Source organism: Aeromonas sp. SE22 (assembly GCF_038739755.1).
Lineage (GTDB): Bacteria > Pseudomonadota > Gammaproteobacteria > Enterobacterales > Aeromonadaceae > Aeromonas > Aeromonas jandaei.
The window spans coordinates 649,931-676,669 of record NZ_JBCGFD010000001.1 but is presented as its reverse complement, the minus strand read 5'-3'; the positions used below and the strand labels follow the sequence as shown (position 1 = coordinate 676,669).

The following is a 26,739-nucleotide window of genomic DNA, read 5'->3' as shown; positions in this document are numbered from 1 at the left end:
CAACGGGTTTATCGCATGGCAGCGGCGGAGTTCAAACAACTGAGGGACTATCTTGCCAGTCAAATTCTGGGACAGGATGAGCTCATCGAAGGGCTGTTGATCGCCCTGTTATGTGAAGGACATGTATTAATCGAAGGCGCTCCCGGCCTTGCCAAAACCCGTGCCGTCAAGGCGCTTGCTGGCGCCGTCGAGGGGCGTTTTTCCCGCATCCAGTTCACCCCTGATCTGCTGCCGGCAGATCTGACCGGCAGCGAGGTGTTTCACCCGCAGGATGCCAGTTTTGTATTCCAGCCCGGCCCCCTGTTCAATCATCTGATACTGGCGGACGAGATCAACCGGGCGCCGGCCAAGGTGCAATCTGCGCTGCTGGAGGCGATGGCAGAACACCAGATCACCGTAGGCAAAAAGAGCTGGCGCCTGCCGCCGCTCTTTATGGTGGCCGCCACCCAGAACCCCATCGAGCAAGAGGGAACCTATCCCTTGCCGGAAGCACAGCTCGACCGTTTCTTGCTCAAGCTGATAGTCGATTATCCGAGCCCGGCCATGGAGCTCGCCATCTTGCAGCTCAATGCCGGCGGCGAACAGCTTGGCGCAGCGCCAGTGACCCTGAGCCAGAGCGCCTTGCAAGGTGCTCGCAGCGAAGTGCTGGCGGTCAGCATGCAGAGCAGGCTTGAACACTATCTGGTTGAGCTGGTCTGCGCTACCCGCCCCGGTAGCGGCCTCTGCCCTGCCCTTGAACCGCTGCTCGCGGTGGGGGCAAGCCCGAGAGCCACGCTGGCACTGGCCCGTACAGCCCGCGCCCGCGCCTGGCTGGCGGGACGGGATTTCGTGCTGCCGGAAGATATCCAGCTGCAAGCCTATCCGGTGCTGCGTCACCGCCTTATCCCAAGCTATCAGGCCCTGGCGGACAATCTGGATAACGACACCCTGATCGCCCAGCTGCTGGATCAGGTGCCATGTCCCTAGCGCCGGACCTCCATCCCGATATCGCCCTGTCGCTGCCACAGCTGCTCAAGATCCGCTACTGGGCCAAGGCCAAGGCGCCCCCCCGCGCGGGCAGAAGCAGCACCGAGCGTGGCAAACCCGGGCGCACTCCCGGGCTCACCTTTCGCGAGCTGCGCGCCTATCAGGCGGGTGATGAGGTTCGTCATATCGACTGGCGGGTGACGGCGCGTCTTGGGCGCCCTTATACCCGTCTATATCGTGAAGAGCAGGATCAGGCGCACTGGCTGCTGCTCGATCTCTCCCCCGCCATGTATTTCGGCTCCACCATGCAGCTCAAGGCTCGCCTTGGCTGCGAGCTGGCGGCCGCCCTTATCTGGCGACATGAGAAACAGCACAACACCCTGATTTGCCATGGGATTGCCCCCCATCGCCAGAGCCAGCGGGGCAACGTGCTGCCGCTGCTCGAATCCCTTTGCCATCACTACCGGCAGGGACTGGCCCGCCAGCCGCTTTCCCAGACGCTGGCCGATACCCTCGGGCAAACGGCACTCCCCCACGGCGCCAGATTGACCATCATTACCGATCACCGCCCCTGTGAATCGGCGCTCTGCAAACGGCTGCAACAACTTTCGCTGCGTCACGATATTCACTACTGGCAGATCCGTGATCCGCTGGAAGCCACGCTGCCGCCAAGCGGTTTGCTGCCGGTAGCCATCAACCGAGCTTCAGCCCCCTATCAGGGTTGGCTCGATGGCCAGCACAACGGCTTTTCCCATCGCTACCAGCAGGCGGCCGAGCAGCAACTGCAACTTGGCAGGCAACAGCTGCTGCCGCTGGTACAGCGGCTCTATCTGCTCGATAACGGTCGGACACTGCAACAACAGTGGCAGGAGGGGTTATGTCATCAGGGATAGCGCCACTCCTGACCAGCAGTCCGGCATCGGAGGCCATTACCGCCCCCCTGAACGCCCTGCTGAAGGACAGGATCCGGGACATTCATCCAGGCCCCGAGATTGGCGAGCAACTCCTCGATCCCCGTTTACAAGCTCTGCTATGGCTCCTGATCCTCGTTTTGCTACTGGTGCTGATCATCAGATTGGCAATGCGAGTACAGCAATACAGGCGCTGGTGCAGGCAGTTGGAAGGCGATCCACAGCTGCTGGTCAATCGCATCCAGGATCACCTGCGCCAGGAGGCGTTGCATCGCTGGCCCGAGTCTCGCCTGTTGCAGGGAGAGGAGTGGCTCGCGTTTCTGGATCGTCAGGGCAGTACCCGCTTCAGCCAGTTTGCCCACCACTGGAGCAGCTGGCTCTACGGCAATCAGACACCCGACCACGAACAGAGCGAGCAGCTTAAACAGAACTATTACCGCTGGGGACGTACCTATTTTCTGTACAAGCCACGGCAGGCCAGCAAGGCCCGTGCAAGGGGAAACCGATGACCCTTGCTTGGCCCTGGTTTGCGCTCGCGCTGGTACTACCATTGCTGGTGCGCTTCGGCCTGCCGCCCCTGCGCCACGGTTATCTTGCCCACCCCGGCTTTCCCCTGCTGCGCGCCCATGCAGGCATGTCTTTGTGGCGAGCCGGGCTTATCTGGTGCGCCCTGATTGCGGCGCTCTGCCGTCCCCAGTGGTGGGAAGAGCCGGTGGTGCGCTATCAGGGGAGCCGTGATCTGCTGCTGGCGGTCGATCTCTCGGACAGCATGCGCACCCCGGATATGCTCGATAGCGGCGAGCAGCTGGCGCGCCTGACGGCGGTTCGCCAGCAAATCAAGAGATTGATCGCCCAGCGCGCCGGCGATCGGATCGCTCTGGTCGTCTTTGCCGATCACGCCTACCTGCTCTCTCCCCTGACTCAGGAGATCCCGGCACTGCTGACATTGAGTGATGAACTCGACTTTGATCTGGTTGGCCGTACCACCGCCCTCGGTGAAGCGATCCTGCTGGCACGCCAGCATGCCGAGCGGGGTCGTCCGACGGCGCTGCTGCTGGTAACCGATGGGCGCAATACCGCAGGCAGTGCCGATCCGGAGCAAGAGGCCAAACTCGCCGCAGCGCAGGGGATACGTATCTACACCCTGGGGGTCGGAGCCGACCCCGATACCTTTGTGCAGCCTTTCAATGACGCTGGCGCAGATCAGAGCGATCCCAGCAGCGAGCTTGATGAGCCCCTGCTCAAGCAGCTGGCCCAAATTGGGAATGGGCGCTATTTTCGCGCCCGCAGCCAGAACGATCTGGAGGCAATCAACGAGGCAATCAACCAGCTGGAACCCACCGCCCATCCCGTCGCCCACTATCAACCGGTGACAGAGCTTTACCCCTGGCCGCTGGCGCTGGCCTGTGCGCTGTTACTGCTGCCCGCAGGCCATGGCGGGGTAGATAACCGATTTACCCGCGCCCTGCTGCTGAGAATGAGACGATGGATCTGATCCTGCTCAGGCCACTTTGGCTACTGGCGCTCATCCCGTGGCTCTGGCAGGGATGGCGGCGGCGTCGCCAGCCCCCCATGCTGGCTCCGGCCATGCGCGCCTACCTGTTGCCAGAAGCTAATCCGGCTAGTCCCTGGCTCTGGCTGGCGACGCTGCCGGTCATTCTGGCACTCAGCGGCCCCGCCCTGCGCAGTGAGTGGCAAGCGCAACCGGCCGCGCCGCTCGATATCTGGATCCTGGATCTCTCCCGCTCGATGCAGGCCACCGACCTAAAACCGGATCGTGCTACCTGGGTCAGGCTGCAACTTCAGCAACTGCTTGGCACTGCCAACAACGCCCGGATTGCGCTCGTTCTCTACGCTGGCGACGCCTATCTCGCCATGCCCCCCACCCGGGATCATCAAGCCATCGCCCTGCTGCTGCCCGATCTGCGCCCCGACATCATGCCGTTGCAAGGCAGTAACCCCGCGCGGGCCATCGCCCTTGCCATGAAACAGATTGCCCCCGGTGAGCAGGCACGTCTGCTGCTCATCACCGACGGCCTGAGTAACAAACAGATGGATGAGATTGCCGCGCAGTGGCCCTGTCAGGAGAGCCTTTTCTGTCACAACAGCAATAGCCCACGACTCGATATTCTCCTTGCCAGCAGTGCAGAACCTGCGGCCATGCCACCCATTCCGGCCAATGAACTGGGTTTTGCCACACGCCCCCCAACCCAACTGGCCGCACCACAGAGCGAAGTCATGGCTACCCTGGCGCGCAAGCTGGGTGGCGAACTGCAGTGGCTGGGTAGCGAGCCTCCCCGTTTTGCTCCGCTGCCGACCACTACGGTGGCGCTCGCCCCGGCGCCGAGCGATCTCGGCCCCTGGCTGTTGTTGCCGCTACTGACCCTGGCGCTGCTTGCCCGGGTGGGAACCCAACTGCTCATTGCAATAACCATCGGCTGGTCACTACTGGCGCCTGCCCCGACGCAAGCCTCCCCCCTCCCACCATCACCAGACGAGCAGGCCATGCAAGCCTATCTGAAGGGAGAGTACCGGCTGGCAGCCAGCACATTCAGCAACCCGGTATGGCGCGGCAACGCCTGGTATCGTGCTGGCGATTATCGGCAAGCCGTCGCGGCCTACGAGCAGGAGACAAGCGCGACCGCCCACTACAACCGGGGCAATGCGTTGGTTCAATTGGGGGAACTGGCCGCAGCCAAAGAGGCCTATCTGGCAGCACTGGCCCTTGAACCACGCCATGAGGATGCCCTCTATAACCTCTCGCTACTGCAAGGCGGTGAGTCGGCAGCCCCTGCAGAGGCAACGCCCAGCAGCGCATCCAGCAAGCCAGAACAGACACCGATCGATGCGGTACCCCTGCCCCCTGCGCCGCCAGTGCTGTTGCTGGAACAGCGGCTGCGCAAAGAGGCGCTGCGCCGTGAGCTCATCAAGGTAGAAGAGCCATGGTGAAGCAGCACATGCTCTGCTGGCTACTGCTTGTGGTGTTGAGCCTCCCTGGCTGGGCACAGCCAAGGGCCGAATTGCTGCCTGGTGCCACCCCGGCTGACTGGTTGCTGGTGATCGAGGCGGATGGCGTGCGTCAGGGCAACGAACTAGAGATCACACCGCTGCTGCGCCAGTTCGCCGTGGGCAGAGTCACCATGAGCCGGGTATCCACCCCGGTGCAGCAGTTGACCCGCTGGCAGATCCCGTTGCACCTGACCAGCCAGCCAGATGATCCTGCCGGCATGGTGATAACCCCGCTCAAGCTTGGCAACGAGTGGACACCCGAACTGACTCTCAAAGCCCCAGCACCACAACCAACTCTGCCTGCACCACCCCCCCCAGCCGCACTGGAGATGGAGGCCCAGCTTGATCATCAGGGCCCCCTCTATCCCGGTCAGCCGGTGATCTATCGGCTCACGCTCTGGCTCCCCACCACCATGCAGCAGCCCGGGCTCAGTGAACTCAACTCGCCCCATTTCATCATTCGTCGCCTTGGCAGCGATGAGTGGCTTCCCCCAGTGCAGAGCGGGCTACCCGGCAGATTGACCCGCAGCTGGCTAATCCAGGCCAAGGCACCGGGCCTCTGGCTTATCGACTCCCCGCGGCTACAGGGACAATTGCCCCAAAACGGGGGCCAGCTGCAGCGCCTTGCCGCCCGAGCAGCCCCCCTTCAGGTACGCGTAGACCAAGCACCCGCGACGCCGGTAGCCAGTCGCTTGCTGCTGGCCCAGCGGATAGAGCCCACAGCAGAGGGGCACGCGGGGGAGCCGCTGATCCGGGTCATTACCATCACGCTCGAAAATGGCGACAGCAGTCAGGTGCAGCTTGCCCCTCTTATGGCGCAGCAGCTCCCCGCCGGGCTGCAAGCGCACCCCGATGGCGAGCAGCAGCAGGAGCGTTATCGGGAGGGCAAACTGCTGTTTGAGCGGGAGTGGCGCCAAACCCTGCTGGCCGGCGAGGCAGGAGAGTATCAGCTACCGGCAATCACCCTACCCTGGTTCAATACCGCGACCGGTCGTATGGAACAGGCGAAGCTGCCTGCCACTCGCCTCGTTTTCCAGCCGGCCAGCCGGCAAGGTACGGGCGAGTCACTGCCACTGGCCAACGAGAGCCTCTGGTGGGCATTGCTGGCACTGCTGTTGCGAGGCCTAAGGCGCAACAGTCCGCGCTGGCTCGCCTTCTATCGTCTGCAACGAGCACTTGCCAGCCAGCAGAGCGAGCAAAGCCGCCTGGCCCTGCGCCATTGGGTCTCGCTTTCCGCCCCATCCGTTTGGGCCAAACCGGCCAATACAGGGCAGTTGCAAAGATGGCAAGCCGAGCTGGATCGCGCCTGCTTTGCCCCCCTGGCGCCGATCGTGCCATGGCGCACAATCTCCCGTGAGCTCTGCCACGTTGAAACAACGGGCATCGCTCAGCTCCTTGCCCTGATGGCCCACCGGTTCCCCTTGCGGGGTTAACCCAGCCTCCACAACAGGAGACACTCCTATTGCTCTTTTTTAGAAAAAAGCGGGGTCAGCCTCATAAAAGTGGAAATGATCCGGCCACTTTGCCGGTCTATGACCCTATGGCTGACAAACAAACCAAATTCGAAGCGCTGGTTCATGCGCTGCACAAGGATATCTATCGCTACGCCTACTGGCTGGTGAGAGACCCTCATGTCGCGGAAGATCTGGTGCAGGAAACCTTCCTGCGAGCCTGGAAGGGTATCGACGCCCTGCAGGACGATCAGGCAGCCAAAGGCTGGTTGATCACTATCTTGCGCCGGGAGAATGCCCGCCGTTTCGAGCGCAAACAGTTTGATCTGGTGGATCTGGACGACCATCCCCAACCTCAGCACGATGTATTGCACAGCGAAGAGGAGATGGAGAACGAGTGGTTGCATCGTCACATTGCCCGCCTGCCCGAAGAGTATCGGGAGCCCCTGATGCTGCAGGTGCTGGGTGGATTTAGCGGTGAGGACATTGCCGAACTGCTCGGGCTCAACAAAAACACGGTCATGACAAGACTGTTTCGCGCCCGCAACCAACTGAAAGAGGCGATGGCGCAGAAGAAATTATCAAGAGGAGATGGACATGGATGAACTGGAGTTTCGCCGTCGCGCCATGATCCAGCCCGGCGATCAGCAACCCGATTTCCTCGAGGCTGCCCGTGCCAATCCAGCCAATCTGCGCTATCTCGATGAGATGAAAGCGCTCGAACAAGACATTGCGCGCACCATGAGTATCGAGCCGCCGTCAGGGCTGGCAGAGCGGATCCTGCTCAAACAAGCCCTGCAACAGAGTGAAGAGAAACAGGAGAAAATACGGCATGTTGCCAGCAGCACTGCGCCGAAATCCCATTGGCGAGCCGTGGCCATGGCTGCATCCGTCGCTTTTCTACTTGGAGTGAGTACCCGCTGGATAAGCTGGCCTGCCAGCTCCGATCAAACACTCTCCCTCGCTCAGGTAGCGATGGCCCATGTCTATGGTGAGGAGCCGTTTATCGAAGGTATCGATGAGCGGGTCAATTTGCAGAGCATCAACGCCAAGATGGAGAAATATGGCGCGACCCTGAGCGGTATGGATGGTCTCAAGGTGACCTATGTCAACCACTGCGCCTTCTATCAGGGGCCGGCACTGCACATGGTGATCCAGGGCAAGATGGGACCCGTTACCCTCTTTCTGGTTCCCAAGCATGTTCCTCTCTCTCTGCAGCCCAGTTTTGCAGATGGCACCCTCAAAGGGGAAATAGTCCAGTTTCAAGGAGGAAATATGGTACTGATTGGCCAGATGAAGGAGCCGCTTGCCCCCGTCGCTACGGCCCTGCAATCACGACTTCACTGGAACATTTAACGAACAGAATCTATCGATAAAAACAGGCAGCGACACCAGCCAGCTGCCTGTTTCCCCTCTCTTTCCCGACCCATTACCTGCTTTTTGTCGCAAAATTGCGAAAAACAGCAAAATTATTTTTGTGAGCCGGATCAACCGTTTCGCCTAAAAAACGCCCTGTTTTACCCCGTAACTGATGAATTAAACACCCGGTTAAAACAAATGATTAACAGATCGATCACTTTTATGTATTCTGCTGTCACTGGTCTGATTTCTTACCTCCTACCAGATACATAGAATCACGCCAGAATTGATTCGGAAGAAGCTGAAATAAAAACGGATTTTGTCGAGGTTTGCATTGAACATGCCGCCAATATCGACAAAAAAATCTGCCTACAAGAGAGACCACCATGACGACAACTATGTTTAAGAAGAGCCTGATTGCCGCCACCATTGCGCTGGCCACCGGTCAAGTCCATGCAGCGGCATTCCAGTTGAACGAGCACTCAGCCTCCGGTCTGGGTCGTGCCTATGCTGGTGAAGCAGCCATTGCCGACAACGCCTCCGTTCTGGCCCGCAACCCGGCAGCCATGACCACCTTCGACAAAATGACCTTCTCCGTCTCCGGCACCTATATCAAGCCGGACGTGGATGTTAATGGAAGTGTATCAACCCCTTTGGGTAAGGTTTCCTCTAGTGAATCTGGTATCGCACCTTCCGCATTTGTGCCTGCCACCTACTTTATCCAACCGATCAACGACAAGCTGGCTTGGGGTATCGGTCTCTTCTCCAACTACGGTCTCTCCACCGAATATCCGAAGAACTTCCCGGCTGGTGCAGCTGCTGGTGACACCGAGCTGGTGACCTTCAATATCAACCCGAACATTGCCTACCGCATCAATGAGCACTTCAGTGTTGGCGCCGGTATCAATGCTGTATATGGCGAAGCTGAGCTGAACCGCTATGCCGGCATGCTTGCTCCAGTTTTGCAAGCGAAAACTGGCATTCCTCACAGTACTGATACTGCGCTCTCACACATGAAAGGTGACACTTGGGGTTTTGGCTGGAACGTCGGTACTCTCTATGAAGTCAACGAGAACAACCGCTTTGCTCTGACCTACCGTTCTCAGGTAAATATGAGCTTCGATGGTGACTATAAAGGTTTGAGCTCTAAATATAATACTGTCGATGGCAACCTAAAACTGGATCTGCCTGCTCAAGCCGAGTTCGCCGGTTACCATCGACTGAATCAGCAATTTGCTGTTCACTATTCAGTTAACTGGACTGACTGGAGCGCCTTCCAAGAGCTGAAAGCGACTTCAAGTTCCGGTGCGACCCTGCTGCAGAAAGACGAGAAATTTAAAGATTCCACCCGTTACTCTATCGGCGGTACCTGGTATATCAACCCGGCTTGGGAAGCACGTCTGGGCTTTGCCTACGACAACACTCCCATCGAAGCTGAGTACCGTAGTCTGAGTATCCCCGACTCTGACCGTATCTGGTACAGCGCAGGTGCAACTTACCATATCAATACCGATATGAGCGTTGACTTCGGTATGGCTTACCTGGATGGTAAAGAAGTTGATGTCAACGAAGGTCTGACCAGCCACTCGGACCCTATTCGCTGGCAAGGTACTTCCCACGGCAACGCCTTCCTGGCATCTGCCCAGTTCAACATGAAGTTCTGATTGCTGAACAATTAAAAAGAGCGCCGCAAGGCGCTCTTTTTTTATGCAAGATCCCGCTTTCAGCGCACACATGTAGCACACACCTGTTCATTTTTCTTTTTTAATCAATCTATTAGAGCTAGTTTCATCAGCATTTAATCCCGTTTTTCCCTGATGTACTCCATCACCGTTGCCTTGCTGGTCGTACCATATAAAATCCCGCCTTCAATGATATGGCCGACTGAACATTCGGTATTCACGCAAGGATAATTCATGCATTCCACTCTCAAACTATCCGCCCTTTCCCTGCTGGTGATTGCAAGTCATGCCCATGCAGCCGGTTTCCAGCTTGCTGAACAATCAGCAACCGGGCTTGGCAGAGCCTTTGCCGGAGAAGCAGCTATCGTGGACAATGCCAGCGTTCTATCTCGCAACGTGGCAGCCATGACTCGCTTCAACAAGATGGCATTTTCGGGCGGTGCAATTTACGTCAACCCTGATGTCAATATAGAAGGCAAAACGACGGGGTTGCTGACCCATGCCGATGCGACTGCACGAGATATCGCGGCCGATGCCTGGGTTCCCAACGTCAATCTCATCATTCCACTCAATGAGCAGTGGCGTCTTGGATTCTCGGCCACTTCTTATTACGGTCTCGGCGTCAAGATGCCGGATAACTACAGCGCCGGTCACTTTGGCAATGTCTCCGATATCAAGACCATGGATCTGGGTACATCCCTTGCCTATCGCATCAATGAGATGTGGTCAATTGGTGCCGGGATCTCTGCTATTCAGGGCGAGGGCGAAGTCGGTGGCACCTTCCCTTCTCGCAACCTGATAGCAAAACATCTGCAAGGGGATGGCTGGGCATGGGGCTGGAATGTAGGCACTTTACTGGAGTTGTCGGAGCAAACCCGGATTGGCCTATCCTACCGTCATGATGTCACTTTGACCCTCTCGGGTGATGCTATCGTGGGCCGACCCAATGCAGATGGCTCCGTTACCGAGATCAGAGATACCGGCAGTCTGGATCTGCCGTTGCCCGCAACGGCCGAATTGGCGGCATTTCATCAGCTGACAGACAAGCTGGCTCTTCATGGCAGCCTGAACTGGACCAACTGGAGCAAATTCGTTCAGTTGGAAGCTGATCTCAACCACTTGCAGAGCATGCACATTAAGGATGAGCACTGGGAAGATAGCTGGCGCTATGCCATTGGCATGACCTATCAGCTGACCCCCCAATGGCAACTGCGCTCCGGGGTTGCCTATGACGCAAGCCCGGTACCTGCAGATCGCCGTACCATCTCGATACCGGATGCCGATCGTCTCTGGTACAGCCTTGGCATGGGTTATCAGTTCACCCCCAACCTGACTGTGGATCTGGGGCTGACCCTGATCGACGGTAAAAAGGTCGATGTCACCGAGAAGATGGAACTGCAACCGGGTAACCCGCTAACGACGTCAACCTTCCAGGGCACTTCTGAAGGGGATGCCTGGCTGGCTGGCTTACAAATGAGCTATCTCTTCTAAATTCGGCTCTGACAGAAAAACACTATGCCAATTATTGCCTTACTCAATAGGGTCAGGACTGGCATAGTGTTCTGCAACACCATAAAATCAAGCCAGTACCCATATCGGAGCCAGGCATGTATTCCTACGTTGCAAGACAGCCCATTCTCGACAGAGACCTTAATACCTACGCCTATGAGCTGCTCTTTCGCGATAGCCTGAATAATGTCTTCCCAAGCATCTCCTCACGGCAAGCAACGTCGAGTCTTGTCGTTGAACAGTTCCTGCAACAAAACATCGATCAGCTTCTGGGCGGCCGCCCCTGCTTCATCAATTTCCCCCACTCCCTGTTGCTGGATGGCTTGGCAGAGTGCCTGCCACCTGAGAAAGTGGTGATTGAAATTCTGGAGGATGCAGCACCGGACGATGCGTTGCTGGAGAAGGTCAAACAACTCCATAAACTGGGCTATACGCTGGCGCTCGATGACTTCACCATGTCGCCAGACTGGGAGCGTTTCCTCCCCTTTATCAAGATCATCAAGTTCGATCTGCGGGCAACACCGCTATTGCAGATCAAGGTGTTCATCCAGCGCCACCAAAGCATGAATCTCACCTATCTGGCCGAGAAGGTAGAGGACAAGGCGGAATTCGAACGGGTCAAGCAGCTGGGGATCCAGCTCTTTCAGGGCTTTTTCTTCAGTCGCCCCGAAATGGTCAAGCAAGCGACCATGGAGCCAGCCCAAGTCGTCGTGATGCAACTGCTCAACGTAGTCAATCAGTCCGAACCTGACATCAACCGGATCGAACAGCTGCTAAGCCAGGATATCTCCCTTTCCCTCAAGCTACTGCGCTACGTCAACCATCTCAAGGGACACACCAATCCCATCTCTTCATTTCGCCAGGCCGCCATCTACCTTGGCAACACCCAGCTAAAGCGTTTTGTCTCGCTGGTGGCTGCCACCAGTGCAGGCAAGGGAAAGAGTGCTGAGCTCTATCAGATGTCGCTGATCAGAGCCCGCTTCTGTGAGCTGCTGGCCCATGCTCATGCCCCGACCCAACAGGCGCCACAGGCCTTTATCACCGGCCTCTTTTCCCTGCTGGATGTGTTGATGGAGCAGCCGATGGACAAACTGCTCGGCACCATTCCACTGATCGATGCAATCCGGCTGGCACTGCTTGAGCGCAAGGGCAATCTCGGCTTCTACCTCGCGTTTTGCGAAGACTACGAAAATGCCAACTGGTCACGGGTCACAGCCAGAACCGCCAAACTGGGCTTGAGCGAGGAGAAGGTCAGCCACCTCTATCTGGCTGCAACCACCTGGGTCAACGAGCAGCTGCAGGCGATGGAAGCAACCGACTAATCGAGCTCCACCGCAATCGCTGTCGCCTCTCCCCCTCCGATACACAGAGAGGCAATCCCTCTTTTCCCTCCCCGCTGACGCAGGGCCGAGATCAGGGTGACCAGAATACGGGCGCCACTCGCGCCGAGCGGATGCCCCAGTGCACAGGCCCCACCATGTACATTGACCTTGTAATGAGGGATACCACATCCCGCCATGGCCAACATGGTCACCATGGCAAATGCCTCGTTGATCTCGAAGAGATCAACCTCCTCCACTAACCAGTCGAGCCGCTCCAGCAATTTGGATATTGCGCCAATCGGTGCCGAGGTAAACTCGGCTGGCAAGGCTGCATGGCTCTGATAACCGACGATCTTTGCCAATACCGGCACCTGCCGAGCAACTGCCGTAGCGCTATCCATCAATATCAGCGCCGCCGCACCATCCGAGATGGAGCTCGCATTGGCTGCAGTAATGGTCCCCTCTTTACCAAACGCAGGTTTTAGCGTTGGTATCTTTTCCGGCCGTCCTCGGCCGGGTTGCTCATCCTCTGCCAGCAGCAAGCGCCCCTCACGATGGCAAGGCGCTAGTTCCGAACTAAACGAGCCAGCCTGTTGGGCATCAATGGCACGCTGGAGCGATGCCAGGGCAAACTCATCCATGGCACTGCGGGTCAAACCGGCCAGATCAGCGCTGCGCTGGGCATGGATTCCCATCAGCTGGCCATCATAGGCATCCTGCAATCCGTCGAGAAAGAGGTGATCCAACACCCACTGATGCCCCATCCGAAAACCACTACGGGCGTTATCCAACAGATAGGGGGCACGGCTCATGTTCTCCATGCCACCAGCGACCACAACCCGGTTGTCGCCAAGCCGGATAGAATCTGCCGCCAGCATCACCGCCTTCATACCGGAACCACACACCTTGTTGACTGTGGTTGCGGGTATCGATGGTGGTAATCCCGCTTTCAACATCGCCTGCCTGGCGGGAGCCTGCCCCACCCCGGCCGACAACACGTTGCCCATAAAGACTTCGTCGACCTGCTCCGGATGCAGACCACTTTGCAGCAACGCAGCCTCGATGGCACACGCCCCCAACTCAGGCGCCGTCACCTCTGCCAATGCTCCCTGAAATGCCCCCATCGGGGTCCTCTTTGCCGCCACAATCGCAATATCCATTTGCCAGCCTCTTTTTGTTACATGGCCATAACATAGGTTTTCTGCGTCACGGGAACAAGAGTTGCAGTGCAGTTTACGTTTAGGTAAGGTGCCAGCAGGATTTAGTTCGCCAAGAAGTCTGTATGAACAAAAACAGGGATGAAGCCCGGCGCTACAGCATCAGTGAGCTGGCTCGGGAATTTGATATTACGACGCGCAGTATCCGCTTTTATGAGGATCAGGGATTGCTCAATCCCGCGCGAGAGGGCCAGACCCGCATCTACAGCAAGCAGGATCGGGTTCGCCTCAAGTTGACCCTGCGTGGCAAACGTCTTGGTTTCAGCCTCGCCGAGATCCGCGAATTGTTTGATCTCTATGATGCCGACAAGAGCAGCCGCACCCAGCTGCAAACCATGCTGGGACTGGTAACGGATAAACGTGAAACGCTGCAGCAACAGATGGAAGATATCAGGATGGTGCTGCTGGAGCTGGATGCCGCCGAACAGCGTTGTCAGCAGGCGCTGAACCAGCTGGGGTAATAAGGCCTGAGGGCAAACATGCCCTCTTTTCACACAGTGAAAACAACCAAACGCCACATAGCAAAAAGCCACTCCTGAGAGTGGCTTTTCTTCAACCTGACGGCTCGCGATTAGACGCGAACGAAGTCCAGGTGAACCAGCTTGTAACGTACCGGGTGACGCTGGATAGCTTTCACTTTTACGTTAACTTCTTCGCCGTTGATGACCAGAGTCAGTACGGACTCATAAAATTCCGGCTTCTCTTGAGCCAGGATCATTTTCTTGTGGTCGACAGCTACGGACAGAGCTTCTTTGCCTGCACCGTAAACGATGGCAGGAACTTGGTCAGCTTGACGCAGGCGGCGGCTCGCACCTTTCCCCAGGTCAGAACGGACTTCAGCTTGGAATACGAAAGACATAGTATGTATCTCTTTTGGATGAATTTATGGTGCTAACTGCGACCGGTCAGCACCTCGCAAAACGAGCGCGAATACTACCATGGGCCAATAGCGGATACAAGGCTAATCCCGTGCCTTAACGCCCTGCTCAAGGCGGGCAAATTGCTGCTGCCGCTGGGCCGGGCTCAGCGCATCAAACTGCGCCAGCGTCTCGGCACGGGGACAGTAGAGACCATCCCCGGTTTTGACCCGAATGCTATGGCCAAGTCGCGCCTGATTTTCAGCCACTAACGCCAGCAAATAGCTGTACGTATCGGCCCCCATGGCACTGGAGAGCTGGTTCGCTATGCGCCACAGCGTCTCACCAGCCACCACCTGATGACACACTGCACGCTCACCTCCTGCCGCCGGGGCTGATAGCGTAAGGGTGGCGCTATCGGTGGAGGTGGCAGCAGCCAGCAGGATATCAGCATTGTTTACCGATTCACGCGCAACGCTCCCCAACATCGCCAGCAACGGCTCCGCCTCGTAGCGAGGCGTTACCGCCAGCTGAACCGGTATGGTATGCGCGGCACTGAACTCGGCAATAAAGGGGGCAAGCGGCCCATTTTCATCCAACGGAGAGAGACCCTGCTGCTGCACTGCAGCAACAGCCTGAACGGATGCGACGCCATAAGCCATCTCGTCGATGCGCCGCAACCTTGCCAGATAAGCTTTGGAGAGCTCGGCCTCCCCCTCGAACAGATCAAAAGGGGGCACCAGACGGGCAGGAAAGAGGATCTGCCAGCGACCATTTTTCTGTTTCTGGGCCAGCGGCGGAAACTGGTTGCCGTGCCATGCCACAAACATGGCGGGTGGCGTGCGCGCCAAGGGGTAATACTCCGGGTTCAACTGCACCCAGGTTTGCTCTGCAATAGGCTGGTAACCGCTGATCACCACCTGCGCCACACTCAACCAGATCCCCAGCATCCTTGCCTCCCTGACTTCCGTTTAAAAGGGCCCACCACCTTGGCAACCCCTTCCCACACTCTATATCACGCAGTTAAAACAGACTGATAGCAGCTTAGCACTGAGCGATAGCATTCAGCACCCGTTTATCGGAGACCGGATAGGGGGTTCCCAGATTCTGGGCAAAAAACGACACTCGCAGCTCCTCTATCATCCAGCGGATATTGGCCACCTCGGTGGGAATAAGCTGGGATTTGGGGATCTTGGCGAGCAGCACCTTGTACTCCGACTCCACGCTGTGCACCTTGAGCATGTAGACCCGATCCCGGTTGGGATCGATAGCGAGCTTCTCGAGGCGACGCTCGATGGCCCGCAGGTAGCGCAGCAAGTCAGGCAGCCGCTGCCAGCCGGTCTCGGTGACAAAGCCCTTGTGAATGAGGTTACCCAACTGCTGCTGGATGTCCGACATGGCAAAGGCGGTGTCGAGCTGCATCTTGCCCTTGAGCCGCTTCTTGATCTCATGGGACAGCGTCAGCACGGCTTCCACCTGCTTGGCCACCTCCACCACCGCATCGTTGAGCTCGGCGCGGACATACTCCTTGAGCGCCTCGAAACCGACCTCGTCCCAGGCCATGCCGCCGTGCTGCTCGATGAGCTTGTCACAGCCGCAGGCAATGCAGTCATCGATAAGCTCGGCCACCTTGCCAAACGGATTGAAATAGAGCCCCAGCTTGGCCTTGTTGGGCAGCTTCTCCTGCAGATACTTGATGGGTGATGGTACGTTGAGCAGTACCAGCCGACGCTGACCGGCCCACATCAGCTGCTGCTGCACCACCGGGCTCTCCACCAGCTGGATGGCGACCGAATCCTTCTGATCCACCAGGGCCGGATAGGCCTTCACCTCGAACCCGCCCCGCTTCTGACTGTACTCCTGGGGCAGCTCGCCAAAGCTCCACAGGGTGAGACCGGACTGCTCGATATCATCGTCCGCCACTTGTGACAGGGTCTCCTGCACCTTGCCGCGCAGCGACTCTTTCAATGCCTCCAGATCTTTGCCTTCCGCTACCTTCTTGTGCTTGTCGTCCACCACCCGGAAGGTGAGTTTCAGGTGATCGGGTACCGCATTCCAGTCCCAGGATTCACGGGGCACGGTCACTCCGGTCATACGGCGCAGCTGACGCTCCATCTCGTCCAGTAGCGGCCCCTGTTCGGGGTTGATGCTGGCTAGCAGTGCATCGGCATAGTTCGGCGCCGGCACAAAGTTCTTGCGCATCGGCTTTGGCATCGACTTGATGAGGGCAACCAAGAGTTCATGACGCAACCCCGGGATCAACCACTCGAACCCCTTCACCTCCACCTGATTCAGGAGCGGCAGCGGAATATGCAGGGTCACACCATCGGCGGCCTCCCCCGGCTCGAACTGATAGGTCAGCTTGAGCTTGAGGCGCCCTTGCAGCCAGAAGTTGGGGTAGTCGAGATCGCTGATGTGGGCCGCATCCCCCTTCATCAGCATCTCTTTTTCGAAGTTGAGCAGCTCGGGATCCCGCTTTTGCGCCTCTTTCCACCACTTGTCGAAGTGACGGCTTGATATCACATCCTCCGGCAAACGAGCATCGTAGAAGCGGAACAGATCCTCGTCATCCACCAGAATGTCGCGACGACGGGATTTGTGCTCCAGCGCCTCTACCTCGGCCAGGAGCTTGCGATTGTCGCTGAAGAAGCGGTGACGGGTCTCGAAGTCCCCTTCCACCAAGGCGCGGCGGATAAACAGCTCGCGGCACAACGCCGGATCGATACGGCTGAAGTTGATGGTGCGCTCATTGACCAGAGTCAGGCCATAGAGGGTCACCTTCTCCTTGGCCATCACGGCGCCGTTTTTCTTCGACCAGTGGGGGTCGCTGTGGTGCAGCTTGATGAGGTGGCCTGCCAACGGTTCCACCCACTCCGGTTCAATCTTGGCGTTGATGCGAGCGTAGAGGCGCGAGGTCTCCACCAGCTCGGCGGCCATCACCCACTTGGGCGGCTTCTTGAATAGACCCGAGGCCGGGAACAGGTGGAAGCGGCCATTGCGGGCGCCAAGGAACTCGGGCTTCTCCAAATCCTTGTTGCCGATATGGCTCAAGAGGCCGGTCAGCAGGGCGCAGTGCACCGTCTTGAAATCCGCCGGTTCCTGGTTGGCTTTAAAACCCAGCTCTTTCACCGTCTGGCGCAGCTGGAAGTGAATGTCCTGCCACTCGCGCACCCGCAGGTAGGAGAGAAACTCCTTCTGGCACATGCGGCGGAACGGGTTGCTGCCAAGGAGATCTTGCTGCTCTTTCAGGTAGTTCCACAGATTGACGAAGGCGAGGAAGTCGGAATCCTTGTCCTCAAAGCGTCTGTGCTGCTCATCGGCTGCCGGCTTCTTCTCCATGGGCCGCTCGCGGGGATCCTGAATGCTGAGGGCTGCGGTGATCACCATCACCTCGCTCAGGCAGCCAGTCTGCGCGGCGCTGATCACCATCTTGGCCAGACGCGGATCAAGGGGGATGCGCGAGAGCTGGCGTCCGGTCTCGGTCAGCTGCAGCTTGGCTTCGCGATCGCCGGTGGCGGGCAACTCCCTCACCGCTTCCAGCTCTTTCAAGAGGGTCAGGCCATCCTTGATATGGCGCGACTCAGGCGGCTCGACGAACGGGAAGGCCTCCATGTTGCCAAGGCCGAGCGCCAGCATCTGCAGGATGACGGAGGCCAGATTGGTACGCAGGATCTCGGGGTCGGTAAAGGCGGGACGGCTATTGAAATCCTCCTCCGAGTAGAGGCGGACACAGATACCATCCGCCACCCGACCGCAACGCCCTTTACGCTGGTTGGCGCTGGCTTGGGAAACCGGCTCGATGGGCAGGCGCTGCACCTTGGTGCGCCAGGAATAGCGGCTGATACGGGCGGTGCCCGGATCGATGACGTAACGGATGCCCGGCACCGTCAGCGAGGTCTCCGCCACGTTGGTAGCGAGCACGATGCGCCGTCCGGCATGTTGCTGGAACACCTTGTTCTGCTCGGCGTTGGAAAGGCGGGCGTAGAGCGGCAGCACCTCGGTATCGCGCAGGTTGAGCTTGCGCAGGGCATCGGCGGTATCGCGGATCTCCCGCTCGCCGTTCATGAAGATGAGGATGTCCCCCAGCCCTTCGCGGGCCAGCTCTTCCACCGCATCGAAAATCCCCTGCAGTTCATCGCGCTCTTCAAGCCCTTCGCTCTTGTCACTGGTGAGCGGGCGGTAGCGCACCTCCACCGGATAGGTGCGGCCGGAGACCTCTATCACCGGCGCCTTGTTGAAATGGCGGGAGAAGCGTTGGGGGTCTATGGTGGCCGAGGTGATGATCACCTTGAGATCGGGGCGCTTGGGCAGCAGTTGTTTCAAGTAGCCCAGAATGAAGTCGATATTGAGGCTGCGCTCGTGGGCCTCATCGATGATGATGGTGTCATACTGGGTGAGCATCCGGTCGTTCTGGATCTCCGCCAGCAGGATACCGTCGGTCATCAATTTGATGTGGGTCTGCTCGCTCACCTGATCGGTAAAGCGCACCTTGTAACCCACGTAGTGGCCGAGTTCGGACTCCATCTCCTCGGCAATACGGGCCGCCACGGTACGGGCCGCCAGACGGCGTGGCTGGGTGTGGCCGATAAAGCCCTTCACCCCGCGCCCGAGCGCCAGACAGATCTTGGGGATCTGGGTGGTTTTGCCCGAACCGGTTTCCCCGGCGATGATCACCACTTGGTGCTCTTCAATGGCCTTGGCGATCTCCGCCTGCTTCTGGCTGACCGGCAGGTTATCTGGATAGGTGACCTTGGGTACGCCCGCAAGACGGGACTGGTAACGCGCCTGTGCCGCATCCAGATCGGCGGCGATGGTCTCGAGCACGGCAGCCTGTTTGCCTTCAGGCAACTTTTTGACCCCGTGCAGACGGCTGGAGAGACGGCGGGCGTCAAGGTTCATGCAGGCAGGGAGACGGCGGCGCAGCGCCTCGATAGAGAGAGACAAGGTACGAATTCCTTAAAAGAGTGCCCAACAAGGGGCCATATCGATAGCTGGGGCTGATCCTAAAGAGCGAGAAGGAGAGGTGCAAGCCTTAACGTGAAGCTCGGGGCATACGAGTAGATCCCTTTACTTCATTGAAAACATCAGGTCGGCGAACTTTCTGTCTCCCAAAATAACGAAGCAGGCCATTGGCCTGCTCCAACATAGAGACGCAACACTCAACCGTGGCTATGGACAAAACAGGTAGTGAGCTGAGCGTGGATCGCCTGCATCACATTGTGGCGATTGATCACCCCGAGCAGCCGGCCCTCCTCCACCACCGGATAGATCTTGGGCTTCTGTCCCATCATCATCTCAGCCAGAGTCAGAATGCTGGTATCTGGCCCCACCGTCAGCACCTCTTTGCGCATCACGTCCCGCACCTGTGCCACCTGTTCACAGTGATACGCCTCCTTGAGCATTACCGCGATGCAATCCTGCTCGGAGATCCAGCCGATCAGATGTCCTTTTTCATCGGTCACCGGGCCCCCCAGTTGGTGGCTATTCAAAAATTTCTCGACTGCCGCTTGTACCATCATGTCCGCTTTAAAGGTGATGGGTCTGCTCTGCATATAATCCCTGGCTTTTAGCGATTCCATATCTGCTCCCCTATGGTGGTCAGTCAAGCCTGCGTATTGCACGTGGATATCAGCACCATGCACGGCTTATTCCAAGCATAGCTGGAAGCCAGAGCAGGTCAGCAGTACGCATGCACCTCCTCTACCGTTGGAATGGCGGCCTGTACCATCTGTGGCAAATTCTCAGCCAGCACGGCAACAACGTCGCCATCCACCCGATCCTCTCGTACCAACTGCTTCATAAAGGAGAGCGCCTCGCCAGCAGAGAGCCCCTGCCGATACGGCCTGTCCTGCACCATGGCCTGAAAAATATCGGCCACCCGCAAGATCCTCGCCTCCAGTGCCATCGCCGAAGCCGGCAAATGAAACGGGTATCCCTCTCCGTCCGGTTCTTCATGATGATAGGAGGCCCAGCACGCGATCTCTTCAAACCCCTCGATATGGCGCAAGATCTGATAGGTCTCGAAACTGTGGGTATTGATGATGGCCCGCTCCTCAGAGGTTAATCGCCCAGGCTTATCCAGAATTTCATCCGGTACTCGCAGCTTGCCGAGATCGTGCAGCAATCCGGCAATTTCCAGCATGTCACAATGGGTGGCACTGACCCCCATACGCTCGGCCAGTAGACGCGAGAGACGGGCGACACCGAAGGAGTGAGCCATGGTAAACGCACTTTTTGCATCGACAATGCCCGAAAAAATCAGCGCCAATGCTTTCAGCTCGCCATTGGTCGTCGTGCAAGGCTCGCGCTCTTGCAGCATCTCAAGCATGTAGTCATTGATGGAACGAGCTTCCAGCTGCAGCCAGAAAGCCTCCGAGCGAGAAGCTTGCAGGAATGCCGCCACCAGATCGGGGTCAAAAAATTCACCGCTATAACCCTGCAGCCGTTCGCGGATCTCGTTGGTATGCATCAAGAGCGACCCGTCGCTATAGTGAGGGGCCGCCAGCGCGTCACAACGGTCTACCAGAAAGATGAGATTGGCCTGACGGGCAACTTTCTTGTCCACGTCGGGTAAATTGCGCAGCAACTTCCAGTGAGTGTGGTGATAACGGATGGGAAGCGCCAGAGGTGCGAGCAGCCGGAAATCCTTTAATAGCTGATACCCCACTTCACAGTGAAGCTGTGACGACTCCCAGTCAAACTCGCTGACCAGGTGGTGATGGATGACTGTCGAGGAGACGCCGATGTCATGCAGGACGCCCAACTCGAAGAGCAGTCGGCGCTCCACATCGTCCATCCCCAGTACCCGACTGCACTCGGCTGCCATGATCCCGACTCGTTTACCATGGGCAACATCGCCAATACCCACCAGATCCAGCGACGCAGACAAGGCATATACCACCTGTCTGATGTCGACCTGCAATGAGAACGAGTTCTTCCCTGTCAGCGTTCTGTCCATGATCACTATCCCATGCCGCCATGTTGTTATCAGAGGAGCCGTTTTACTCTGCTCATATAAATAATTTAGTCAACAGCCCTCCTCTTGGCCTTGGTGGACAGACAAAAAGTATGATGTGGCAGAGGATTACCGTGAAAAGTACCCATGCAGCCTCCTACCCGCCGGAACATTTGCAAATCAGCGCGTTGTTACTGGTACACAAAGGGTCCCCTTGTCTAATAAAGCGACGAATGAGGGCCCAACCCTTCGTTCTACCTGCGCTATGGTTTACCATGCTGGCCATTGTGGTGCTTGGCACCATCCACCCAGGCGCTAGCCGCCGTCATCGGATACCTCATCTCGAGCAACATGAGCAAAACAGCACACGCCGGCAGCGAGCCGACCTTCTATTTCCACGTTTTGCAATATGTCTTTTTTAATGACCTGATTTATAAAGGTTTATGGCTCTAACGCTGATGAGAGTGGTACACAACTGGGACGTGGTGAAATTTGAGGGGCATTGCTACAGATAGTAACACTCTTCGACTGAGCAACTTAACCGACAGGATTTCATCCGTTTTTGCCGTACGTTTTTTCCGTAATAGAACCAAGCCAGACCCGTCCAGCTGTTTCATATTTGAAACACCACATGCAGAAGTTCGTGAGCATAAACTGCAGAAGTTCATTTTCCTGTTATATTTAAATCACTTGCTGAAGAATTCAAACAACCTCACTCGAGCCTGAAAGGCTCCCCCATGTAGAAAGCCCCCACCAGCAGACCGTAAACAAGCCGCACTCGCTCATCCCTGCCCAGCAGCACACCGAGTAGCACTTCGCCGCTTGCCAAATCGTCACCATGCCAGAAGCACCAGAGGGCTGCCTCCACTACATCCAGCCAGCTGGCATGGCCCAGCTGATTGCGTGACTTGCGCCGCCAGCTACCACGCACCACCGAACCAGTATTCGAGGATGTGGCCGCCAGCGCCCGCTGCTCCATCACGCTTGGTGTGAGTCCATCCAGCTTGGCCTGACGGCTGCCACGCCCTCCCCGTAGCAATTTGTCGAGCAGTAGTGCCAACAGACGAAACGCATCCTGATCTTCAAAGCTGGCAACCTCCCCCAGCAAATCGGCAGCACCCGCCATCAGTTGCTCACGTCCCCAGTAGATGGGCTGTAACGTGCGATCCAGCCGATGTTGCTCGACATGGATAGCCAATGTCGTCACCACCGCCAGCGGTGAAGTCTCACCCTCTTGGTGACACGCGCCTTTGGCAAGCAGAGCGGTCAGCTCCCTAGCTCGCTCGGCTGACAGCAGGCAATAGATCCCCCTGATCAGTGGCATGGCCAGCTGATCCGATCCCGGCGTCAATGTCATGACACTCCAGTGATGATTGATAATGAAGCAAGGTTGGCTCATCAAGATACCTGGAAACTGCAACAGAGCTCGGCGATAAAGCGCGTCCCGCCACCAGGGAAAAACAGCGCTTGTCTCTTCCCCATCGCAGCAAAAGCAAGCGGATCGATCAGACTGTCTTAACACCCGGGCCAACCAGCAAGGCCACGGACTTGTCATCGCCGGTAGTGCGTCGCCATAACTCACCCTGGCTCAAGCACTCATAGAGCTCGCGTACGGTCACCTTCTGCTCAACCCACTGATCGAGCATGGGGGCAAACCGACTCTGTGCGTTGCTATAGAGTCGCTCGGCAGCCCCGTCACTCATCGCGACAACCGCCTCCACCCTGCCTGCGGGCTCAGCCCCCCAACTGACCTGAGCCATACTCAGCTGCGGATCGATGAACGCAGTCTGGTTGGCAAACTCCCCCTTGTTCGCCTGGCCCAGCTGACGCCAGGACGATTCAGCGTAACCCCGCTCCCGTAACGCCAACAGGCCATCGCCAACTTGCAGCCAGAACAGGGTGTGCTTGCCTGCTACTGCTAACAGCAAGGTGGCACGAAAATCATTGCCACTGCGCCGACCGGCAGCGGCCAGATCGGCATTGATCCCCTTGGCATGCCGTACCAACAACATGGCCAGTTGCGCCAGCTCAGCGCTCTGTTCTTCCTCATCAAGCCACTTGGCCAAACAAGGTTCCAGCGAGATCAGCAGCCGCCGTAACCCCTCGCTTAACGCACGGGCCCCCAACTCGGCGCACAGGGCCGATCCTGCCCCGTCGCACAGCACCAGCAACGGCCGTCCCTGACAGTGGATGACCCCATGATCCTGACAGGGCAAACCATGCTGCAGATGGCGGTAACCCACCGCCTGACTAGCCACCCCATGCCAATCCGACAGTCCCAGCGGCGCTGTTGACAACTGCTCAAGATAACGAGGCAGTTGGGCCAACAGGGGATGATAATAAGACGCCACCGTCATAACAGGCTCCTCAATGGCCAAATGGGGGGCTTGCGCCCCATGCAACGCATGCTCTGCCGGTCTCCTGTTACACATCGATACTGTCCCAGCCTGAGGTGGCAGGCAGTTGCACCTTGTCACCGGGGATAGATGCGCTCACCCGCTGCATGCTTTGGGAGAGCCACATAAAAAACTCGGTAAAGCGCAATCCGGCCAAACGCTTGGGTGGCAACAGGGCGCAACGCGACAGCTCACCGATATCCGCCTCGGCACCGATGGCCACACAGAGCACCACCATCTTCTTCGCCTGGGCCAGCGCCCTGAGCTCAGCCGCCCGTACCGGCCAACCACTGTCAGTGGGCACCCCGTCACTCATGATCACCATCCACGGCTGGTAATAGCTCACCCCTGCCTGTTGATAAGCCTGCTTGCGCTGCGCCAATCGTTCGATGCCGAGGGCAATCGCCTCTCCCAGTGGCGTCACTCCATCAGCCACCAGGGCCGGGCGAGAATCGAATTCGGCGACCGAGGCCAATGGCTGAAGCTCCTGTACCTGGCCCCCAAAGCTGATAATCCCCAGCTCCACCGAACTGGCGGCCATCTCATCGCCCTGCAGCTCGGCGATAAATTGCCCGACCCCATCCCCCAGCTCAGCAATAGGGCGTCCCTGCATCGACCCGGAGGTGTCGAGCAGCAACATACAGGGGCAACGCGGGGCGGGGTTGGTGAGCAGACTCTGCTCGAGATGGGCAAGTTCCATCATCTTCTCTCCTGTGACAAAGCCGGATTGGCTGACGGAAGAGATAATGACAGCGTTCAAAGGGAAACAGATTGACACCAACTGGTAAGAAAACAAGCCACTTAACACAGGCAATGCGAAGCTGTCAATGCAAAACATTCTTGGCTAATATTCCCCTACTTTAAAAAATAGGTGAATTTAAATATCCTATTAAATTAATACGTTAATAACGCATACCATAATCCTGGTCTGAAATATGCTTAAATGGCGTTTTTTTATCCCCAGACCTATTCACTGCAGTGGATAAGTTGCATCAATAAAAACAATGAGTTATAAATTGCTTCAGTCCTACTGGACTACGCCCTGACTAAAGGGATTAAGACAGAACAGTCCCATCGTTACCAGTCGAGCACAAGACGTCCTACTGGACTACGCCCTGACTAAAGGGATTAAGACTCAAATCCAGGTAACATTACATACCGTGCAACGAAGTCCTACTGGACTACGCCCTGACTAAAGGGATTAAGACTCCAGCAGCAGTACGTGGAACATGACGTCGGCTTGTCCTACTGGACTACGCCCTGACTAAAGGGATTAAGACTCTTCTCGCCGAATCACTTTGGCTTTGAACTTGGGTCCTACTGGACTACGCCCTGACTAAAGGGATTAAGACAGTAGTGACAGGGTCATACCCCATCACGCGTGACGTCCTACTGGACTACGCCCTGACTAAAGGGATTAAGACTTAGTCCTTGGGTTGTGTAGATACTACCCACCATTCGTCCTACTGGACTACGCCCTGACTAAAGGGATTAAGACGGCATTCTCAGGATTGATGATCAGACGACCTTCGTCCTACTGGACTACGCCCTGACTAAAGGGATTAAGACCCAAAGAATCGCATGTAGTCGTAGCCGTCATTGACGTCCTACTGGACTACGCCCTGACTAAAGGGATTAAGACAGATAAATCACTGTGGCACCGTTAGACACAGTCTGTCCTACTGGACTACGCCCTGACTAAAGGGATTAAGACCGAACAAGAACAACAATCTGTGTCAACAGTTTGAGTCCTACTGGACTACTCCCTGACTAAAGGGATTGGCTGATTGGCAAAAGCAAAACGCCCCACCCGGTGATCACCGGGTGGGGCGTTTTGCTATCCAGCGGCTATCTAGCGTGGGGCGGGCTGGCCACCTTGGCCTGCGCCGGCCACAGTTCATCGCTGAGATGGCCCTGATGGATGCTCCAGCCATACTGTCGCAACCGGGTCGCCAGCTCGCTCAGGGGCACCCGCCCGGCGGGTTGGGTCACACCAACACCAAAGGTCTGCATAAAGATGGTTTTGAGCTGGTAAGAGAGATGGCTCCACCAGTTATACCAGGGACCCAGCGGCACCGCCCCCTGACTGCCGGGCCGGATCGACTGGCCATAGGGGAAGTGGCCCTGACGGATATTGTCGGCCACCCGACTGCCCCCCACATGTTCGAAGGGATGACGCCCACTCATCAGCACCATAAACACCAGCACGGTGAGCGAGAAAGTGTCGCTCTCTGGTGTACGCCGCACCGAGGCGAGATCCTGACCCTGATGTTCCGGGGGGATCATGCTCTCCTGCCCCACCGGACAGGGGTAACGGGTGTGATCCAGCGTCAGTTGAAAACTGTCACAATCGATCAGCCAGAAGCGACCATTGGCCATATCCAGCAAAAAGTTGTCCAGATTGATATCCCCCAAACAGATCTGATGACGATGCAGCACCTTTACTGTCTCTATCAGATCGCACAACGCAGTGGCCAGCAGGGCACGCCCCAGACCGGGAAAATCGCGACGCACCAGTGCCGGATTGCGAAAACCACGGATGGGCCGCCCCTGCGCCCGTCGCATGGCATACCCCAGCCAGTTCCCCTGGCTATCAAACACCGCTAACTGGGGCCAGGCGAGCGGTAACTGGCTCAGCTCGGGAATACGCTGGCGCAAGATGATCGCCGCCTCTATTTTCGCCTGCAACCTGCCCCCAGATTGTGCCAACCGGGCCGGATGGTAGAGCTTCACCAGCACATCGGGCCTGCTTGCCAGCGGATAGACACTCCCCTCCCCGCCACTGGCCAGCAGCGGACCCAGAGCAACCGCTCGGCCGGTGGCATCGAATACCTGCCGGTGCAACCCTTGTTCACGGTTCGCCATCCTGGTGGGTAATGCCACCCGAGCCTGCTGCTTGCCCGATATCGGCCTATCCAGTGCCCCCAGTATCTGATTGAGCCAGCCCTGTGTATCCATCTCTCACCTCGTTGCATTAGATGAAAGGACTTTAGCAATCACTCGGCAACCATTATGAGTGACCAATTAGTCAGAAGATTGATTGACAGACATGATCGTAGGATTGGAAACACGATGCCATTAAATGGGCCAAGAACTGATTCACTT

Annotated in this window: 22 protein-coding genes and 1 CRISPR repeat array; of the genes, 12 read left to right on the top strand and 10 right to left on the bottom strand. The window is 57.5% G+C overall.

All coding sequences use genetic code 11. From position 1 onward, the window contains the following. Positions 1-15 precede the first annotated feature (15 nt). The 11 genes from AAHA39_RS02945 (at position 16) to AAHA39_RS02895 (ending at position 12,209) form a co-directional block, all read left to right on the top strand. Positions 16-966 carry an AAA family ATPase gene (locus AAHA39_RS02945; protein WP_320654992.1) on the top strand — a complete coding sequence of 317 codons (951 nt, stop codon included), beginning with the start codon at positions 16-18 and terminating at the stop codon, positions 964-966. Next, the gene (locus AAHA39_RS02940) at positions 957-1,859 is read left to right on the top strand and encodes a DUF58 domain-containing protein (RefSeq protein WP_320654994.1); all 903 of its coding nucleotides are present in this window, start codon (positions 957-959) and stop codon (positions 1,857-1,859) included. Before AAHA39_RS02945 ends, AAHA39_RS02940 begins: the two co-directional genes overlap by 10 nt. After that, complete coding sequence (locus AAHA39_RS02935; protein ID WP_320654996.1) at positions 1,844-2,386, top strand: DUF4381 domain-containing protein; 543 nt, start codon at positions 1,844-1,846, stop codon at positions 2,384-2,386. The genes AAHA39_RS02940 and AAHA39_RS02935 overlap by 16 nt, the downstream gene beginning before the upstream one ends. Further along, positions 2,383-3,372: a VWA domain-containing protein gene (locus AAHA39_RS02930; RefSeq protein WP_201966275.1), complete on the top strand. Its 990-nt coding sequence runs from the start codon at positions 2,383-2,385 to the stop codon at positions 3,370-3,372. Before AAHA39_RS02935 ends, AAHA39_RS02930 begins: the two co-directional genes overlap by 4 nt. Then, a complete protein-coding gene (locus AAHA39_RS02925) occupies positions 3,363-4,826 on the top strand; it encodes a VWA domain-containing protein (RefSeq protein WP_320655000.1) in 1,464 nt (487 codons plus the stop codon). Before AAHA39_RS02930 ends, AAHA39_RS02925 begins: the two co-directional genes overlap by 10 nt. Continuing rightward, positions 4,820-6,319 carry a hypothetical protein gene (locus AAHA39_RS02920; protein WP_320655003.1) on the top strand — a complete coding sequence of 500 codons (1,500 nt, stop codon included), beginning with the start codon at positions 4,820-4,822 and terminating at the stop codon, positions 6,317-6,319. The genes AAHA39_RS02925 and AAHA39_RS02920 overlap by 7 nt, the downstream gene beginning before the upstream one ends. Positions 6,320-6,348: 29 nt before the next feature. Next, on the top strand, positions 6,349-6,942 hold the full coding sequence (locus tag AAHA39_RS02915) for a sigma-70 family RNA polymerase sigma factor (RefSeq protein WP_320655004.1): 594 nt from the start codon (positions 6,349-6,351) through the stop codon (positions 6,940-6,942). Beyond that, positions 6,935-7,693: a DUF3379 domain-containing protein gene (locus AAHA39_RS02910; RefSeq protein ID WP_320655006.1), complete on the top strand. Its 759-nt coding sequence runs from the start codon at positions 6,935-6,937 to the stop codon at positions 7,691-7,693. The genes AAHA39_RS02915 and AAHA39_RS02910 overlap by 8 nt, the downstream gene beginning before the upstream one ends. 389 nt (positions 7,694-8,082) lie before the next feature. Further along, entirely contained in the window at positions 8,083-9,360 is a 1,278-nt protein-coding gene (locus tag AAHA39_RS02905; RefSeq protein WP_320655008.1) for an outer membrane protein transport protein, read from the top strand. A 252-nt stretch (positions 9,361-9,612) separates the two neighbouring features. Then, complete coding sequence (locus AAHA39_RS02900; protein ID WP_320655010.1) at positions 9,613-10,869, top strand: OmpP1/FadL family transporter; 1,257 nt, start codon at positions 9,613-9,615, stop codon at positions 10,867-10,869. Between the two features lie 116 nt (positions 10,870-10,985). Continuing rightward, on the top strand, positions 10,986-12,209 hold the full coding sequence (locus tag AAHA39_RS02895; RefSeq protein ID WP_033112632.1) for an EAL and HDOD domain-containing protein: 1,224 nt from the start codon (positions 10,986-10,988) through the stop codon (positions 12,207-12,209). On the opposite strand, the gene AAHA39_RS02890 is transcribed toward AAHA39_RS02895, so the two are convergent. Next, on the bottom strand, positions 12,206-13,369 hold the full coding sequence (locus tag AAHA39_RS02890) for a thiolase family protein (protein WP_320655013.1): 1,164 nt from the start codon (positions 13,367-13,369) through the stop codon (positions 12,206-12,208). The genes AAHA39_RS02895 and AAHA39_RS02890 overlap by 4 nt on opposite strands. A gap of 122 nt (positions 13,370-13,491) precedes the next feature. Here AAHA39_RS02890 and AAHA39_RS02885 point away from each other — a divergent pair, with 122 nt between their 5' ends. Then, the gene (locus AAHA39_RS02885) at positions 13,492-13,887 is read left to right on the top strand and encodes a MerR family transcriptional regulator (protein WP_033112630.1); all 396 of its coding nucleotides are present in this window, start codon (positions 13,492-13,494) and stop codon (positions 13,885-13,887) included. A 110-nt stretch (positions 13,888-13,997) separates the two neighbouring features. On the opposite strand, the gene rplY is transcribed toward AAHA39_RS02885, so the two are convergent. From rplY to AAHA39_RS02840, 9 genes are all read right to left on the bottom strand, one after another. After that, positions 13,998-14,285: a 50S ribosomal protein L25 gene (gene rplY, locus AAHA39_RS02880; RefSeq protein WP_042030867.1), complete on the bottom strand. Its 288-nt coding sequence runs from the start codon at positions 14,283-14,285 to the stop codon at positions 13,998-14,000. Between the two features lie 102 nt (positions 14,286-14,387). Next, positions 14,388-15,233 (bottom strand): hypothetical protein, encoded by an 846-nt coding sequence (locus AAHA39_RS02875; protein ID WP_320655017.1) that lies wholly within the window; start codon positions 15,231-15,233, stop codon positions 14,388-14,390. 94 nt (positions 15,234-15,327) lie between these two features. Continuing rightward, on the bottom strand, positions 15,328-19,227 hold the full coding sequence (gene hrpA / locus AAHA39_RS02870) for an ATP-dependent RNA helicase HrpA (RefSeq protein WP_320655020.1): 3,900 nt from the start codon (positions 19,225-19,227) through the stop codon (positions 15,328-15,330). Between the two features lie 215 nt (positions 19,228-19,442). After that, entirely contained in the window at positions 19,443-19,862 is a 420-nt protein-coding gene (locus tag AAHA39_RS02865) for a CBS domain-containing protein (protein WP_043850900.1), read from the bottom strand. Between the two features lie 98 nt (positions 19,863-19,960). Beyond that, positions 19,961-21,241 carry an HD domain-containing phosphohydrolase gene (locus AAHA39_RS02860; protein ID WP_320655023.1) on the bottom strand — a complete coding sequence of 427 codons (1,281 nt, stop codon included), beginning with the start codon at positions 21,239-21,241 and terminating at the stop codon, positions 19,961-19,963. 709 nt (positions 21,242-21,950) lie between these two features. After that, complete coding sequence (locus AAHA39_RS02855; RefSeq protein ID WP_320655025.1) at positions 21,951-22,595, bottom strand: ADP-ribosylglycohydrolase; 645 nt, start codon at positions 22,593-22,595, stop codon at positions 21,951-21,953. A gap of 148 nt (positions 22,596-22,743) precedes the next feature. Next, complete coding sequence (locus AAHA39_RS02850; RefSeq protein ID WP_320655026.1) at positions 22,744-23,589, bottom strand: PP2C family serine/threonine-protein phosphatase; 846 nt, start codon at positions 23,587-23,589, stop codon at positions 22,744-22,746. 73 nt (positions 23,590-23,662) lie between these two features. Beyond that, positions 23,663-24,337: a vWA domain-containing protein gene (locus AAHA39_RS02845; protein WP_320655028.1), complete on the bottom strand. Its 675-nt coding sequence runs from the start codon at positions 24,335-24,337 to the stop codon at positions 23,663-23,665. 321 nt (positions 24,338-24,658) lie between these two features. Further along, positions 24,659-25,420: direct repeats of the CRISPR family, unit length 38 nt; unit sequence GTCCTACTGGACTACGCCCTGACTAAAGGGATTAAGAC. Between the two features lie 62 nt (positions 25,421-25,482). Beyond that, positions 25,483-26,592 (bottom strand): hypothetical protein, encoded by a 1,110-nt coding sequence (locus AAHA39_RS02840; RefSeq protein ID WP_320655030.1) that lies wholly within the window; start codon positions 26,590-26,592, stop codon positions 25,483-25,485. Positions 26,593-26,739 lie beyond the last annotated feature (147 nt).